13 protein-coding genes are annotated in these 16018 nt (G+C 69.7%); 8 read left to right on the forward strand and 5 right to left on the reverse strand.

All coding sequences use genetic code 11. The features are described 5' to 3' along the window. Nucleotides 1–24 precede the first annotated feature (24 nt). From H8B22_RS08985 to H8B22_RS09010, 5 genes are all read right to left on the reverse strand, one after another. Nucleotides 25–1848, reverse strand: a complete 1824-nt coding sequence (locus H8B22_RS08985; RefSeq protein WP_187711105.1) for a tetratricopeptide repeat protein — start codon at nucleotides 1846–1848, stop codon at nucleotides 25–27. Between the two features lie 107 nt (nucleotides 1849–1955). Next, a complete protein-coding gene (locus H8B22_RS08990) occupies nucleotides 1956–2909 on the reverse strand; it encodes a dimethyl sulfoxide reductase anchor subunit family protein (RefSeq protein ID WP_187711106.1) in 954 nt (317 codons plus the stop codon). Between the two features lie 81 nt (nucleotides 2910–2990). Then, on the reverse strand, nucleotides 2991–3857 hold the full coding sequence (locus H8B22_RS08995; protein WP_187711107.1) for a 4Fe-4S dicluster domain-containing protein: 867 nt from the start codon (nucleotides 3855–3857) through the stop codon (nucleotides 2991–2993). Next, nucleotides 3854–4066 (reverse strand): hypothetical protein, encoded by a 213-nt coding sequence (locus tag H8B22_RS09000; protein ID WP_187711108.1) that lies wholly within the window; start codon nucleotides 4064–4066, stop codon nucleotides 3854–3856. Before H8B22_RS09000 ends, H8B22_RS08995 begins: the two co-directional genes overlap by 4 nt. Beyond that, nucleotides 4063–7125 carry a molybdopterin oxidoreductase family protein gene (locus H8B22_RS09010; protein ID WP_208456881.1) on the reverse strand — a complete coding sequence of 1021 codons (3063 nt, stop codon included), beginning with the start codon at nucleotides 7123–7125 and terminating at the stop codon, nucleotides 4063–4065. Before H8B22_RS09010 ends, H8B22_RS09000 begins: the two co-directional genes overlap by 4 nt. A 342-nt stretch (nucleotides 7126–7467) precedes the next feature. Between H8B22_RS09010 and H8B22_RS09015 the strand changes: the two genes are divergently transcribed. From H8B22_RS09015 to H8B22_RS09050, 8 genes are all read left to right on the forward strand, one after another. Further along, the gene (locus tag H8B22_RS09015; RefSeq protein WP_187711109.1) at nucleotides 7468–8436 is read left to right on the forward strand and encodes a helix-turn-helix transcriptional regulator; all 969 of its coding nucleotides are present in this window, start codon (nucleotides 7468–7470) and stop codon (nucleotides 8434–8436) included. A 197-nt stretch (nucleotides 8437–8633) separates the two neighbouring features. Next, a complete protein-coding gene (locus H8B22_RS09020; protein ID WP_187711110.1) occupies nucleotides 8634–8948 on the forward strand; it encodes a hypothetical protein in 315 nt (104 codons plus the stop codon). A gap of 155 nt (nucleotides 8949–9103) precedes the next feature. Further along, nucleotides 9104–11239 (forward strand): prolyl oligopeptidase family serine peptidase, encoded by a 2136-nt coding sequence (locus H8B22_RS09025; RefSeq protein ID WP_187713598.1) that lies wholly within the window; start codon nucleotides 9104–9106, stop codon nucleotides 11237–11239. A 148-nt stretch (nucleotides 11240–11387) separates the two neighbouring features. Next, nucleotides 11388–13565 (forward strand): S9 family peptidase, encoded by a 2178-nt coding sequence (locus H8B22_RS09030; RefSeq protein ID WP_187711111.1) that lies wholly within the window; start codon nucleotides 11388–11390, stop codon nucleotides 13563–13565. A gap of 99 nt (nucleotides 13566–13664) precedes the next feature. Then, nucleotides 13665–14027: a YbaN family protein gene (locus tag H8B22_RS09035; RefSeq protein WP_225876176.1), complete on the forward strand. Its 363-nt coding sequence runs from the start codon at nucleotides 13665–13667 to the stop codon at nucleotides 14025–14027. A 97-nt stretch (nucleotides 14028–14124) separates the two neighbouring features. Continuing rightward, on the forward strand, nucleotides 14125–14427 hold the full coding sequence (gene lptM / locus H8B22_RS14935; RefSeq protein WP_284690665.1) for an LPS translocon maturation chaperone LptM: 303 nt from the start codon (nucleotides 14125–14127) through the stop codon (nucleotides 14425–14427). Then, complete coding sequence (gene dapF / locus H8B22_RS09045; protein ID WP_187711113.1) at nucleotides 14420–15316, forward strand: diaminopimelate epimerase; 897 nt, start codon at nucleotides 14420–14422, stop codon at nucleotides 15314–15316. Before lptM ends, dapF begins: the two co-directional genes overlap by 8 nt. Further along, a complete protein-coding gene (locus H8B22_RS09050; protein WP_187711114.1) occupies nucleotides 15313–15993 on the forward strand; it encodes a DUF484 family protein in 681 nt (226 codons plus the stop codon). Before dapF ends, H8B22_RS09050 begins: the two co-directional genes overlap by 4 nt. Nucleotides 15994–16018: the final 25 nt, after the last annotated feature.

A 16018-nucleotide genomic window follows, 5' to 3' on the forward strand; every position in this document is an offset into this window, starting at 1 on the left:
CGCACGACGCGTCGGCGCCACCCGCTAACGCGCGGGCGGCAACGGCACCAGGTCGAACGCGACCGTCACGCGCGGCTCGCTGTCATCGAAGGGCACGGTCCCATGCCACAGGTAGGACGGAAACAGGACCAGCTTGCCGGGCTGCGGCCGGATCACCCGGCGCGGCGGCAGTGGCAGTCCCAGCTCCTGCGGCGGCTGTCCGAACTGGATGCAGCCCGCTTCCGCCCCGTCCGCCGCGTCGCGCATCGACGGCGGCAACTGTACGTAGAACGCGGAACTGATCCATCCCTGCGAATGGATATGGTTGGCGTGGCGGCCCGCCTGCCACAGCTTGACCGACCACGAGCCGGCGAAGCGCGTGCGCCCGACGTTGCGTTGCAGGAACGGGTGCGCCGGATCGGCCGGCAGCTGCGCCAGCCATCGCCCGGCGGCCTGCTGCAACGCCTGGCGCGTCGACTCGATCACGGGATCGCGCCGGCCGAACAACTGGCCGGGTGTCTGCGAGCCACCGCGCACGCTTTCCGGCAGCGGCTCGCGTGCGGCCAGGTGCAGGGTGTCCAGTGTCGCTGCGAGCGCGACGAGGAATTCGTCGCGATCGCCGAATCCGGGCGGCACCTCGACATCGATCGCCTGCACCAGCCGCCCGTAGTCGCACAGCCAGAATTCGCGCTCGTCGCCGAGCAGGCGCCATGCGGTGGCCAGGTACGCCAGCGCCTGCTGGTTCCAGGGATCCTGCTGCAGCACGTCGCTCGCGCGTGCAGCCGCCGCCGTCGCGTCGCCGATCACCAGCAGATGGCGGCTGTAGGCATTGAGGAAGGCTGCGCTGCGATCGCCGTCCGCGTACAGGCGGGAATACAGCGGGGCGGCTTCGCCGGATTGGCCGCTGCGATCGAGTGCGTCGGCGTGCATGCGCACCAGCAGCGCGGAATCGGCCCGGCGCCGCAACGCCTGCAAACGCGCCAGGGCCTCGTCGCTCCGGCGCGCCTCGATCAGGAACGCGACGTGCGCCGACTGCAGGACCAGGTTTTCGGGTTGCGCATCGGCGGCGGCGGCGAACAGCGCGAACGGATCTTCGGGCGCCTGCAGGGGCGGGCCGTATTCCCACAGCACGCCCGCCAGGGTGCGATGCCCCGGCGCGAAGCCCGGCTGTTCCGCGACCAGGCGGCGCGCATGGCGCAGCGCGTCGGCAATGCGCCCCGCATCGATCAATGCGCCGACCAATGCGTCGCGCAGGTCCGCGCCCGGATAGCCCAGGGCTTCGGCGCGCTCGTAACAGGCGATGGTTTCGTCGGCGCGTCCCAGCAGGCGCAGGACGGCACCGAGGTTGATCCACGCACTGGCCGAGCGCGGATCGAGCGCCACCGCATTGCGGAACGCGGTCTCCGCCGCGGGCAGGTCGCCGGCGTCGCGCCGCGCGTTGCCCAGGTAATGCCAGGCCAATGCGGACGGTTGCAGCGCCAGGGCCTGTTCGAACGCGACCGTGGCCGCCTGGTGCTGCCCCAGCGACAACTCGGCGGCCCCCAGGTCGATCCAGGCCTGCACGAATTTCGGCTGCACGGCGAGGGCGCGGCGCCATAGCGGAATCGCTTCCTGCACGCGCCCCTGACCGCGCAGCAGCACCGCCAGGTTGGCGAGGATGCCGGGATGGGCGGGGGCGAGCTGCAGCGCCTGTACGAATTCGCGTTCGGCGTCGGCGGCGCTGCCGGAACGCGCCAGGCACAGCGCGAGCAGTTGCCGCGCTTCGGCGTCCTGGGGCGCGCGTGCGACCAGTTGTTGTGCCAGCGGCAGCGCCTCGCCGATCACGCCGCTGCGCAACAGGCCGATCACGGCATTCAGTTGTTGCGGCATGTCGGAAGGACGCAAGACAGTTACCCGTGAGTGCGGCGGCGGAGTGGAGGTGCGCTCGCAGGATACAGGCGCCATCGGCACGCCTTGCGTCTCAGTAGCCTTGCGTCTCAGTAATAGAGCGTGACCAGGTGCCGCGCCTGCGCGAAGAACAGCCAGCGTTCGACGAGGGCGCCGATCAGCGCGCTCAGCGCCGCGGCCAGCAGCCACGGCGCGGCATCGACGTGCACGAACAGCCACACCGGCACGAGCAGCAGTGCCGGCAGGATGGCGAACAACGCCAGCGCGACCTGCCGCAACCGCCGCGCATGCTTGCGCGCGACCACGAAGCCCATTTCGCGGGTGAGGTAATTGGCTTCGGTGTGCGGGCGTTCGAACACGCTGACGTCGCGGCCCGGCAGGCCGACCGCATCGGCGCGCGTCACCGTCAGCGGCGTGGTGTCGATGTCGCGCCAGTAGCGCGACTTCAGCACGGCCAGGACGATCGCTGCAGCAATCCCTGCGATCGCCACGCCATTGCCGATGCCGTCGCGGGCGAGCAGGGCGCCGCACAGCAGGCCGCCGGTCAGCAGCGCGAACAGCAGGTACACCGGTACCACCGCCGGATGGCGCCAGGCCGGGATCGGCTTGAGCGAGGCGTAGATCATCGCCGTGCACGCCACGGTGGCGAGGGCGCCGAGCAGCAGCAGCACGCCGGTCGCGATGATCGCGCCGCTCCAGCCACGCGGCAGGCTGTCGTCGCCGTGCGCGGCGAACACCGTCACCGCCGCCAGTGCGGCCAGCGCCAGCGCCGGCACGTAGGTCGCCAGCGCGAGCACGCCTTCGCGCGACAGCCACGAGGTGCGCCATTGCGAGAACGCACGCCACGCGCGCTGCGGCTTGCCCAGGTGCGCGGTGGAACTGAGCAGTCCCACCGTCACCAGCACCAGCGCGAGGACCACGCAGGCCAGCAGCGATTGCGCGCCAGCCCAGCGCAGCATCGCCGCGAGTGCGGTCCACGCGAGCAGGCCGTAGCCGGCGCCGGACAGGGTGGTGAAGAAGATGACGGAAAACGCAGGATGCATGGCGGACGACTCAGCCGGTCAGGTGGACGCCGATCTGCTCGGCACGGTGCGGGTGAAGACGATGGCCGTGGCGACGCGCGCTCATCGCGACAGCACGCGATCGAGCCAGCGCAGGACCGGCGGGAGCGCCGCGGTGTCGAGCGCTTCTCCGCCGGGTTCACCGGCATTCGCCACATCGACGCCCTGGCCCGCGCGCCGTGGTCGCGGCGGCAGGTAGCGGTTGACCGGCGCGTAGCCGAGTTCCGGCATCAGCGCGACGCCGCCGCGCTCGGCCACCAGCCGCGACACCTTCGAGTCGGGATCGCCGAGGTCGCCGAAGTGGCGCGCGCGGGTCGGACAGACCTGCACGCACGCCGGTTCGCGTTCGGCTTCCGGCAACTGCTCGTTGTAGATGCGGTCGATGCACAGCGTGCATTTCTTCATCACGCCTTCGACGTGCGAGTACTCGCGCGCGCCGTACGGGCAAGCCCACGAGCACAGCTTGCAGCCGATGCACTTGTCCTCGTCGACCAGGACGATGCCGTCCTCCGCACGCTTGTAGCTGGCACCGGTCGGGCACACGGTCACGCACGCGGGCGTCTCGCAATGCAGGCACGAGCGCGGGAAGTGCAGGGTCATCGCCGGCTGCGCGGCCAGCTGCTGCGCCAGCGGGGCATTGGAACTGCAGGCCGTGGCCGAGGTGCTCTGGGTGAAGTTCAGCGCCTGGTGCGCGCCGGGATCATGCGCCGGCGTGGCGAAGTCGGTCGCGGCGACCTCGTAGCTGTGCACGCGGTTGAACCACACGCCGCTGGGATCCTTGCCGTAGGGCTGCTCGTCGGTGAGCGGCGCGGCGAAGCCGCCGGCGTTCCATTCCTTGCAGCCGACCGCGCAGGCGTGGCAACCCACGCAGATGTCGAGGTCGATCACTAGGCCGAGTTTCTTCGTCGACGGCGGCGGCAGCGCGGTCACTTCTTCGGCCCCCGGAGCAGGAGCAGGCCGATGGCGAAGGCCCCCACGGCCAGCAGCACGCTGGGCATCAACCCGATCAGCACGTCGCGCATCGACGCCGCGTGCGCCGGCAGGCCGCCGATCGGATCGATCACGCCATAGCCCAGCAGCACGATCAGGGCGAAGCCGAGCGCGACGCAGGTGTAGCCGGCGTACTTGCGGGCGTTCATGCGGATTCCTTCTTGTTGCGGGCCGCTTCCGCGCGCGCCGCGCGATCGTGCTGGTTTTCGGCTTCCGCGCGTTTCGCGCGATCGCGCTGGTTTTCCGCTTCCGCGCGTTTCGCGCGGAAGCCGGCGCCGTAGCGCAGCGGGCGGTCGTCGGCTGCGCCCATGTTGAGCGCGGCGAACTGCGGCGCGCTCTGCTGCGCCGGGTCTTCGGCCTTGGTGATGCGCACGCGCAGGTCGAACCACGCGGCCTGCCCGGTGACCGGGTCGGCGTTGAAGTAATCGCCGCGCGGGGTGATGTCGCTGATCAGGTGGTTGAGCAGGAAGCCCTTCTGGCCTTCCGGCGCGTCCTTGCCCAGCCGCCATGCGCCGCGCCGCTTGCCGATCGCGTTCCACGTCCACACCGTGTCGGGCTGCACGTTGGCGGCGAACTTCGCCTGCACGGTGATCGTGCCCTGGTGCGAAGTCACGTTGATCCAGTCCTCGTCATCGAGGCCGTACTTGGCGCCCGTCGCCGGATGCAGGTACAGGTAGTTGCGCGTGGCGATCTGCCGCAGCCAGGCGTTCTGCGAACCCCAGGCGTGGTACATGAACATCGGCCGCTGGGTGATCGCGCTGAGCGGGAAGGGATGGTCCTCCGCCGGCCGGCCCTCGCCCCGGCCCTCTCCCGCAGGCGGGAGCGGGGGAGCTGGTGCCGAACGGGAGTCGCTTCGATGATCCGCGCCGGTAACCGGGTTCGCCTCGGCTCCGGTCTGCGCGTATTCGAAGGGCTCGTACCAGATCGGCAGCGGATCGAAGTAGGTCGCCACGCGTTCGCGGTGCTGCGCCGGTGGCTGCCGGTCACCGAAGCCGCGCGCGGCGCGGCGGAACTTCTGCAGCGTCTCCGAATACAGCTGCAGGGTGATCGGCGCGGTGCCGGCGAGGAAGCCCATGCGCTGCGCCCATTCGAGATAGCCGCGGTTGGCCATCTTGTAATAGCGCGCGTCCTCAGGGATCTCGCTGCGCCAGAAACCGTTGTTCTCGATATAGCGCTGCAGCTGCCCGGGATTGGGCGCGCCCTTGGCTTCGAGCGAACCGTCCTCGCCGCGCCAGCCGGCGAGCAGGCCGACACCCGGCGCGCGCTCGTGGCGCTGGATGTAGTCGGCGTAGTCGCGGTACTTCGGTGAACCGTCCTCGTTGCACAGGCCGGGCAGGCCCAGGCGCGCACCCAGGTCGATCAGCACGCTCTGGAAGCCGCGCACGTCGCGCCCTTCGCGTTGATCCGCCGCCTCCAGCACCGGATGGCGGATCGCGTCGATCGCCGCGTCGGCGTCGGAGATCGGCCGGTCCAGCAGCGAGATCGCGTCGAAGCGTTCGAGGTAGGTCGTGTCCGGCAGCACCAGGTCGGCGTAGGCGACCATCTCGCTCGCATAGGCATCGGCGTAGATGATGCGCGGGATCTTGTACTCGCCAGCCGCGTCCTTGTCGGTGAGCATCGCGATGGTCTCGCGCGTGTTCATCGACGAGTTCCAGCTCATGTTCGCCATGAACATCATCAGCGTGTCGATCCGGTAGGGATCGCCCGCCCACGCGTTGCGGATCACGCCGTGCATCATCCCGTGCGCGGACAGCGGATAGGCCCACGAATAGGCGTGGTCGATGCGGCGCGGGTTGCCGTCGGCGTCGACGACGAGGTCTTCCGGTGCGTGCACGAAGCCCAGCGGCGCGGCATCGAGCACGCCGTTGGCCTGGCGCGCCTTGCCGGGACGGTTCGGCGGCGCGATCGGCTTGGGGAACGGCGGCTGGTAGCGGAACGAGCCCGGCGTATCCACCGCGCCCAGCAGCAGTTGCAGCAGGTGCAGCGCGCGGCAGGTGTGGAAGCCGTTGCTGTGCGCGCTGATGCCGCGCATCGCGTGCATCGCCACCGGGCGGCCGATCATTTCCTCGTGCACGCGGCCGTGCGCATCGGTCCAGCGCACCGGCAGGCGGATCTCGTTGTCGAATGCCGCCTCGGCCAGTTCGCGCGCGATGCGGCGGATGGTGTCGGCGGGAATGCCGCAGCGTTCGCTCACCGCATCCGGCGAATACCGCGGATCGAGGTAGCGCTCGACCACCAGGTGGAACACCGGCACGGCGCGGCGGCCGTCGGCCAGGGCGACTTCGCCGACGACGGCGGGCGACACGTCGATGGAATCCGCGTCCGCCGGCGCATTCGTGCGCTTGTCGAAGCACTGCGGCCTGCCCTCGGCATCGCGCGCGAACATGCCGTCGTCTTCGCCCTGCGGGTCCTGCACCACCAGCCAGTGCGCGTTGGTGTAACGCACCAGGTAATCGAGGTCGACACGGTCGGCCTTGAGCAGTTCATGGATCAGTGCGAACGCGAACAGGCCGTCGGTGCCGGGGCGGATGCCGATCCATTCGTCGGCGATCGCGCCGTAGCCGGTGCGCACCGGGTTCACCGCGACGATCTTGGCGCCGTGGCCCTTGAGCTTGCCCAGGCCGAGCTTGATCGGGTTGGAATCGTGGTCTTCGGCCACGCCCCACATCATCAGGTATCTGGCGTGCTCCCAATCGGGCTCGCCGAACTCCCAGAACGAACCGCCCAGCGTGTACAGCCCGCCCGCGGCCATGTTCACCGAGCAGAAGCCGCCGTGCGCGGCGTAGTTGATCGTGCCGAACTGCTGCGCCCACCAGCCGGTCAGCGCCTGCGACTGGTCGCGGCCGGTGAAGAAGGCGAGTTCGTCGGGATTGCGTTCGCGGATCGGCGCCAGCCACGAGGTCGCGATCGCCAGCGCCTCGTCCCATTCGATTTCCTTGAACTCGGCCTTGCCGCGCTCGCCCACGCGCAGCAGCGGCTTGTCCAGCCGCGCCGGCGAGTAGTGCTGCATGATCCCGGCCGAGCCTTTCGCGCACAGCACGCCCTTGTTGACCGGGTGCGCGGGATTGCCCTGGATGTAACGCACCTTGCCGTCGGCCAGCCACACCTTGATGCCGCAGCGGCAGGCGCACATGTAGCAGGTGGTGGTCTTGACCTCGTCCCCGGGCGAGGGCGAGTAGTCGATCACGGGTTCGGCAGGCGCGTGCATGCCGCGCATTGTAGGGCGGGCTCAAGCCCGCCGTATTGAGCCCCGCCGTATGCCAATGGCAGCCGTCTTCTCCCCGCTCGCGGGGAGAAGATGCCCGCAGGGCAGATGAGGGGGCGAGCGTAGCGAGCTGTTTTGCTCCCGCTGCCTCTCTAGCAGCAACAACATAAGCACTCGCTACGCTCGCCCCCTCACCGCCCCTTCGCGGCATCTCTCCCGTCGACGGGGAGAGGGAAGGGAATGGCGCTGCCATACGCACGCCGCTGGTGTTTGCCATACTTGCACGCGGCCGGCCTGAGTCTCGCGCGCCGTCGCCACCTCCCCGCACGCTCCCGGCACTCCGACATGGAACGCATCGAACGCATCCACGCCCTGCACCGCATCCTCAGCGCCGCGCGCTATCCGGTGACCGTGCAGCGCCTGCAGGAAGACCTGGAGTGCTCGCGGGCGACGGTCTATCGCGACCTCGCCTACCTGCGCGATTACCTGATGGCGCCGGTGATCGGCAACGGCGAGGCCGGCTTCCAGTACGACCACAAGGAGGCGCAGCGCTTCGAGCTGCCGGGCCTGTGGCTGAGCTCGGAAGAACTGCACGCCCTGCTCGCCGCGCAACAGCTGCTGGTGCGCAGCGGCGGCGGCGTGCTGTCGAACGCGCTGGCGCCGTTGCAGCAACGCATCGAGAAGCTGCTGGACGAACACGCCGGCGGCCGCCGCCTGCCGGTCGAACGCGTGCGCGTGGTCCCGCACCGCACCCGCAAGCTCGACGAGACCGCGTTCCGCGTCGTCGCCACCGCGGTGCTCGACCGCAAGCCGCTCAGCTTCGAATACCGCGCGCGCTCCACCGACGAGCGCACGCGCCGCACCGTCTCGCCGCAGCGGCTGACCCATTACCGCGACAACTGGTACCTGGATGCCTGGGACCACGACCGCGACGCGTTGCGCAGCTTCTCGGTCGACCGCATCAGCGGCGCGAAGCTGCTGGAAACCGCCGTGCACGACGTCGCCGACGAGGAACTCGACCGCCACCTGGCCTCCAGCTACGGCATCTTCTCCGGCACGCCCAAGGGCTGGGCGACCATCGTGTTCAGCGCCAAGGCCGCGCGCTGGGTCGCCGACGAGCACTGGCATTCGCAGCAGCAGGGCCGCTACCTGTCCGACGGCCGCTACGAACTGAAGGTGCCCTACAGCGCCGGCCGCGAACTGCTGATGGACGTGATGCACTACGGCAGCGAGGCCGAAGTGGTCGAACCCGCATCCCTGCGCGAACAGGCGCGCACGCTGCATGCGTTGGCGTTGAGCAACTACGAGCGCTGAGGCGCGCCGTGCCCGTTCGCCTCACGTAGCCGGGTAAGGCCCAGGCCGCATCCGGGGTTGAATCCCGCCGCGTTACGAAAAGCACCCGGGTGCGCTGCGCTTACCCGGGCTACACCGGTCATCGGCCTCGTTGAACCCGTCGCAGCCCCTGAGATGCCGCCGCGCGAGGCTGGCTCCACACACAGGGAGCCCGCGCCATGCGCCACACCGACACCGCCGTCCACGACGAATTCCAGCCGCGCCTCGAAGCCGCGCTTCGCTACGTCCTCGCCATCGGTCTCACCCTGGTCGTGCTGCTGCCGGGCGCGCGTGGCTTCAGCGCCACCCTGGGCTGGTTGCCGCTGTGGCTGCTGGTCATGCCGGCGGTGGCGTGGTGGGCGCTGCGCGGGTTCCCGCTGCCCGGGCGGGCGGCACCGAACCGGGCGGCCGAACGCCGCGCGCGCCGGTCCGGTCCGCAGGCGCGGCGGTGGATCCGCAGCACCCCGCGCCGCGCGCTGCCGCGGGCGGCCTGAAGCCCCGCGGCACTGCGCAGCGCTCAGGCGCGGCGACGCGCCGGGACTCCTTGCCGCGTCAGGCGTGTCGCCGCGCGCCATGACCTAGGACACGGCGTCGCGCCGGGACCCCTGTGCTAGCGTTCGGGCCTTTCCACCAGACCCGCCGCATGCCCATGCTCCCAACGCCCAAGGCCCGCAAGGCCGCCAAAAGCGCGGCCCTGTCCGTGCTCCTGACCGCCAGCCTGGCCGCGACCGTGGGTGCCGCCCACGCCGAGGACGCTCCGAAGATGAAAGACCCCGCCGACCCGTTTGCCTGGCTCGAAGCCGTCGACGCCAGCCAGTCGCTCGATTGGGTCCGTGCCCAGAACGCCAAGTCGGAAGCCGCGCTCGCCGCGACGCCGCAGTTCAAGCAGCTGGAAGGCGACATCCGCGCGATCCTCGATTCCACTGCCAAGATTCCCGGCGTCGAGAAGATCGGCGCGTACTACTACAACTTCTGGAAGGACGCGCAGCACCAGCGCGGCCTGTGGCGCCGCACCACGCTGGCCGAGTACCGCAAGGCTTCACCTGCGTGGGAGACCGTGCTCGACCTCGACGCGCTCAACGCCGCCGAGAACGAGAAGTGGGTGTGGCACGGCGCGCAATGCCTGAAGCCGGCGTACGAGCGCTGCTTGGTCGCGCTGTCGCGCGGCGGTTCCGATGCCGACGTCACCCGCGAATTCGACCTCGCCAGCAAGACCTGGGTGCAGGACGGCTTCTACCGTCCCGAGGCCAAGGGCGGCCTGAGCTGGATCGACCAGGACCGCGTCTACGTCTACACCGACTTCGGTGCCGGTTCGATGACGCCGTCGGGTTACCCGCGCATCGTCAAAGAATGGAAGCGCGGCACGCCGCTGGACAGCGCGGCCACCGTGTACGAAGGCCAGGCGCAGGACATGTACATCGCCGCCTACCACGACGACACCGTCGGCTTCGAGCGCGACTTCGTCAGCCGCACGCTCGCCTTCTACAACGACGAGCTGTACCTGCGCGGCAAGGACGGCAAGCTCGCCAAGGTCGACGCGCCGAACTCCGCCAACAAGTCGGTGCACAAGCAGTGGCTGCTGCTGGAACTGCGCGACGCCTATGAAGCCGGCGGCAAGACCTACGCCTCCGGCAGCCTGATCGCCACGAAGTTCGACGACTTCATGGCCGGCAAGCGCGAGTTCACCACGCTGTTCGCGCCGACGCAGCGCACCTCGCTGTCGTCGTACGCGTGGACGCAGAACCGCCTGGTCCTCAACGTGCTGGAAGACGTCAAGAACCGCATCAGCGTGCTCACGCCAGGTGTCGGCGAATGGAAGCGCGAGGCGTTCGTGGGTGCGCCCACGATCGGCACCGTCGGCGTCAGCCCGGTCGACGCCGACGAAGGCGACGCGGTGTGGCTGACCACCACCGACTACCTCACCCCGACCACGCTGGCGATCGCGCAGCTAGGCAAGCAGCCGGAAGTGTTGAAGACCAATCCGGTCTTCTTCGACGCCACCCGCAACGTGGTCGAGCAGCACTTCGCCACCAGCAAGGACGGCACCAAGGTCCCGTACTTCCTGGTCAAGCCGAAGAACCTCAAGCTCGACGGCAGCGCGCCGACGCTGCTGTACGGCTACGGCGGTTTCGAGGTCTCGCTGACCCCGGGTTATTCCGGCGGCGTCGGCAAGGGCTGGCTGGAGAAGGGCGGCGTGTACGTGGTCGCCAACATCCGCGGCGGCGGCGAATACGGCCCGCGCTGGCACCAGGCCGCGCTCAAGGCCAACCGCCACAAGGCCTATGAAGACTTCGCCGCGGTCGCGCAGGACCTGATCGCCAACAAGATCACCTCGACCAGGCACCTGGGCGTGCAGGGCGGCAGCAACGGCGGCCTGCTCACCGGCAACATGCTGACCCAGTACCCGGAGCTGTTCGGCGCCGTCGTCGTGCAGGTGCCGCTGCTCGACATGAAGCGCTACAGCCACCTGCTTGCGGGTGCGTCGTGGATGGCCGAGTACGGCGATCCGGACACCACCGACTGGGAATTCATCCAGACCTTCTCGCCGTACCACCTGTTCGATGCCAAGAAGACCTACCCGCCGGTGATCTTCATGACCTCGACCAAGGACGACCGCGTGCACCCGGGCCATGCCCGCAAGATGGCAGCGAAGATGCTCGAGGCCGGCAAGGACGTGACCTACTACGAGAACATCGAAGGCGGCCACGGCGGCGCGGCCAACAACGCGCAGGCCGCGCACATGAACGCGCTGGCCTACACGTTCCTGTGGGAAAAGCTGAAGTAAGACGACGTAGCCCGGGTAAGGCCACAGGCCGCACCCGGGTCACCGCGACCGGCCCCGGGTGCGCTGCGCTTACCCGGGCTACGGTTCTGCCGCTTTTTATCGGGGATGAGCGAGTCCCCATTGCGCACCGTCACCCGGGACCCCATCCATGAAGCCATCCATCCTGCTGGCCACGCTGCTGATGACCACCACCCCCGTATTCGCCGCCGATCTCCCCAGCCCGCCCGACGCGGCGAAGAAGCCGCACGCGGTGAAGGCGCCGCACGGCGCCACCCGCAATGACGACTACTACTGGCTGCGCGACGACACCCGCCAGAACCCGGAGATGCTGGCCTACCTCAACGCCGAGAACGCCTACGCCGACGCGGTGATGCAGCCGTTGCGGCCGCTGCAGGACAAGCTCTACGGCGAGATCGTCGCGCGCATCAAGCAGGACGACGCCTCGGTGCCGGCGCGCGAGCGCGGCTGGTGGTACTACTCGCGCTTCGAGACCGGCAAGGACTACCCGGTGTACGCGCGCCGCAAGGACGGCAGCGGCGTCGATGCCGGCTCGATCCAGCAGGCCAACGCCGCCGCCGACTTCGCCGCCGAGCAGGTGCTGCTCGACGTCAACGCGATGGCTGCCGGCAAGGATTACTTCAGCGTCGGCGACTACGAGGTGAGCCAGGACAACACCATCCTGGCCTGGGCCGACGACGCCGTCGGCCGCCGCCAGTACACGATCCGCTTCAAGAACCTCGCCACCGGCGAGGTCTACGCCGATACCGTCACCGGCGTTTCGCCCAACCTGGTCTGGGCCGACGACAACAAGACCCTGTTCTACGTCGAGAACGACCCGGAAACCCTGCTCACCGTGCGCGTGAAGAAGCACGTGCTCGGCACGCCGGCGTCCGCCGACGTGCTGGTGTACGAGGAGAAGGACGACAGCTTCTACATGGGCGTCTCGCGCACGCGCGACGACCGGTTCATCTGCATCGGCGTGAGCAGCACCGTCTCCGACGAACTGCGCTGCGCACCGGCCGCCGATCCGGCCAAGTTCACCGTGCTCGCGCCGCGCCAGCGCGACGTCGAATACGACGCCGACCACCACGGCGGCCGCTGGGTCATCCGCACCAACGCGCCCGGCGCCGACGGCAAGCCGGCGAAGAACTTCAAGCTGGTCACCGCACCGACCGCGTCGACCTCGCGCAAGGACTGGCAGGACTGGATCCCGGCGCGCGACGACGTCTACATCGACGGCTTCGAACTGTTCGACGGCTTCACCGCGATTGCCGAGCGCGCCGACGGCCTCGAGCGCGTGCGCGTGCTCGGCGTTGATGGCAAATCGGAAAACGTGAAGGCCGACGAGCCCGCGTATTCGATGGGCCTGTCGGTCAATCCCGAGCCGGACACGCCGTGGCTGCGCTACAGCTACACCTCGATGACCACGCCGAACACCACTTACGAGCTCAACACCCGGACCGGCGAGCGCCGCCTGCTCAAGCGCGACCCGGTGCCGGGCTACGACCCCGCGCAGTACACGACCGAACGCCTGTGGGCGACCGCGCGCGACGGCACCAGGGTGCCGGTGTCGCTGGTCTACAAGAAGGGCTTCAGGAAGGACGGCACCGCCGCGCTGCTGCAGTACGGCTACGGCAGCTACGGCGCGTCGATGGACCCGGGCTTCAGCAACACCGTGGTCAGCCTGCTCGACCGCGGCATGGTCTACGCCATCGCGCACATCCGCGGCGGCGAGGAAATGGGCCGCGCCTGGTACGACAACGGCAAGCTGTTCCACAAGAAGAACACCTTCACCGACTTCATCGACGTCACCGACTTCCTGGTCAAGGAAGGCTACGCCGCCAAGGACCGCGTCGCCGCGCACGGCGGCAGCGCCGGCGGCCTGCTGATGGGCGCGATCAGCAACATGGCGCCCGACCGCTACCGCGTGATCCTGACCCAGGTGCCCTTCGTCGACGTGGTCACCACCATGCTCGACGCGTCGATCCCGCTCACCACCAACGAATACGACGAGTGGGGCAACCCGGAGAAGAAGGACTACTACGACTACATGCTGTCGTACTCGCCCTACGACAACCTGAGCGCGCAGGCCTACCCGGCGATGTTCGTCGGCACCGGTCTGTGGGATTCGCAGGTGCAGTACTTCGAGCCGGCCAAGTACGTGGCCAAGCTGCGCGACCTCGACACCTCCAGCCACACCGTGGTGTTCCGCACCAACATGGACGCGGGCCACGGCGGCAAGTCGGGCCGCTTCCGCAGCTACAAGGAACGTGCGGAGATGTATGCGTTCATGCTCGACCAGCTGGGCGTCGATTCGGGCAAGTAGCCCCGGTCCTGCATGCCTCGCCGCAGCCATGACCGCGATGGAATGGGCGTGCCTGCGGCGCAGGCCGCTGCGGCGGCACGGACTCAGCGGCTGCGGAAAGTGATCGCGGCGCGGCTCTGGTGGCTCCTCGCCTACGCCAGCCTCGCCCTCGGCCTCATCGGCATCGTGGTGCCGGGCCTGCCGACCGTGCCCTTCGTCCTGCTTGCGGCCTACGCCGCCGCGCGCGGTTCGCAGCGGCTGCGCGAGCGGCTGCTGGCGCACCGCCAGTTCGGCCCGCTGATCCGCGACTGGGAGGCGCAGGGCGCGGTCAGCCGCCGCGCCAAGCGCCTGGCCAGCGGGATGATGGCCGCGTGCGCGCTGGTGATGTTCCTGACCGCGCCGAAATGGTGGATGGCCGCGACCGGCACCGCGATCATGGCCGCCGTCGCCGCGTGGCTGTGGCGGCGACCGGAGCCGCGCTGAGCCGGCCATCGCCGCATCGCGGCGCCGCGCGACGACGCTGAACGCTGCGGCCCGCCACGGTGCCGACCGCGCCATGACCACGCGCTACACTCCCCGCATGAACCGCATCCCCCGTCTTCTCGTCATCGCCGTCGCCCTGGCCGCCCTGGCCGGTTGCGGCAACAAGGGCCCGCTGATGCTGCCGTCGCCGCCGGCCGACGCCGTGCAGCCGGCGGAATCGGACGTCGCCGAACCGACCGTTACCGAGCCGGCCGTCACCGAGCCCGTGCCGGCCGAACCCAACGCCGAGCCCACCGCGACGCCGGTCGAAACCGGCACGCCCGTCCCGGCCACGCCGCCCGCCGAAGCGCCGCCGACCGACGTACCGCCGCCCCTGCCGGACCATGGCGACCATGGCTGAAGCCGTGTCCTCGCCCGTCGCGCCGTCCACCCGCGCCGGGCGCACGCTGCGCTTCAGCAAGATGCACGGCGCCGGCAACGACTTCGTCGTCATCGACCTGCGCGGCGACGCGCATCCGCTCGATCCGGCGTTGTGCCGCGCGCTCGGCGACCGCCACACCGGCGTCGGCTGCGACCAGATCCTCACCATCGAAGCGCCGCGCAGCGCGGGCGCAGTGGCCAGCTACCGCATCTGGAATTCCGACGGCTCGCTCGCCCGCCAGTGCGGCAACGGCGCGCGCTGCGTCGCCGCGTGGCTGCTGCGCGACGGCGCCGCGCGCGGCGACCGCTTCGACGTCGACAGCCCGGTCGACACCCACCACGTCGAGCGCCTCGCCGACGGCCGCTTCCGCATCGCCATGGGCGTGCCGCGCTTCGCTCCGGCCGACGTGCCGCTGCAGGGCTACACGGCCGCGCAGGGCGAATACGCGCTCGCGCACGACGGCAGCACGTACACCTTCGGCGCCGTGTCGATGGGCAACCCGCACGCGGTGATCGAAGTCGCCGACGTCGCCACCGCGCCGGTGCAAACCACCGGCCCGTTGCTGCAATCGCTGCCCGCGTTCCCCGACAGCGCCAACATCGGTTTCGTCCAGGTCGAATCGCGCGAACGCGTGCGCCTGCGCGTGTACGAACGCGGCGCCGGCGAGACCCTGGCCTGCGGCAGCGGTGCCTGCGCCGCGGCCGTGGTGCTGATGCAGCGCGGCCGCATCGCGCGCGAGGTCACCGTCGCCTTGCCCGGCGGCGAATTGCAGATCGCATGGCCGCGCGACGATGCCGCGGTCACCATGGCCGGTCCGGCCGCATTCGTGTTCGAAGGAACATTCCAGACAGGAGCAGGGTTGGCATGAGCGATGTGCAGGAAAAGCTGAGCGCGCATGAAGTCGCCGCGTGGTTGCGCCGGCATCCGCAGTTCCTCAAGCAGTTCCCCGACCTGGCGCTGAGCCTGGTCGTGCCGCGCGACGAAGGCCCGGCGGCCTCGCTGGCGAGCTACCAGCTCGAAGTCCTGCGCGACAAGAACCGCGAACTCGCGCGCCGCCTGCAGGACCTGTTCGGCAACGCGCAGGAAAACGAACGCCTCGCCGTGCGCACGCACCAGCTCACCCTCGCGCTGCTCAAGCAGGGCAACGCCGCCGACACCCTGCGCGCGATGGCCGCGACGCTGGCCGAGGACTTCAACGGCGACCTCGTGCGCATCGTCACCTACGCCCCGGTCGCGGGCCTGGAAGACGCCGACTGGCTGCAGCACATCGCCAGCGACGACGCGCGCCTGCACCCGTTCCGCGATTTCATCGCCGCCGGCGAACCGCTGTGCGGCCGCCTGCAGCCGGAGAAGCACGCGCTGCTGTACGGCATGCGCGCGGAAGAGGTGCAGTCCAGCGCGCTGCTGCCGATCGCCGGCGTCGGCCTGGTCGCCATCGGCAGCCGCGATCCCAACCGCTTCTTCCCCGGCATGGGCACGCTGTTCCTGCGCATGATGGGCGAGGCGCTGGGCGTGGCGCTGAAGCGCTATGCGTTCGTCGCCTAGACCCGCTTCTGCCGTCATCCCGGCG

The sequence above is a fragment of the Lysobacter terrestris genome, assembly GCF_014489475.1.
Classification (GTDB): Bacteria; Pseudomonadota; Gammaproteobacteria; order Xanthomonadales; family Xanthomonadaceae; genus Agrilutibacter; species Agrilutibacter terrestris.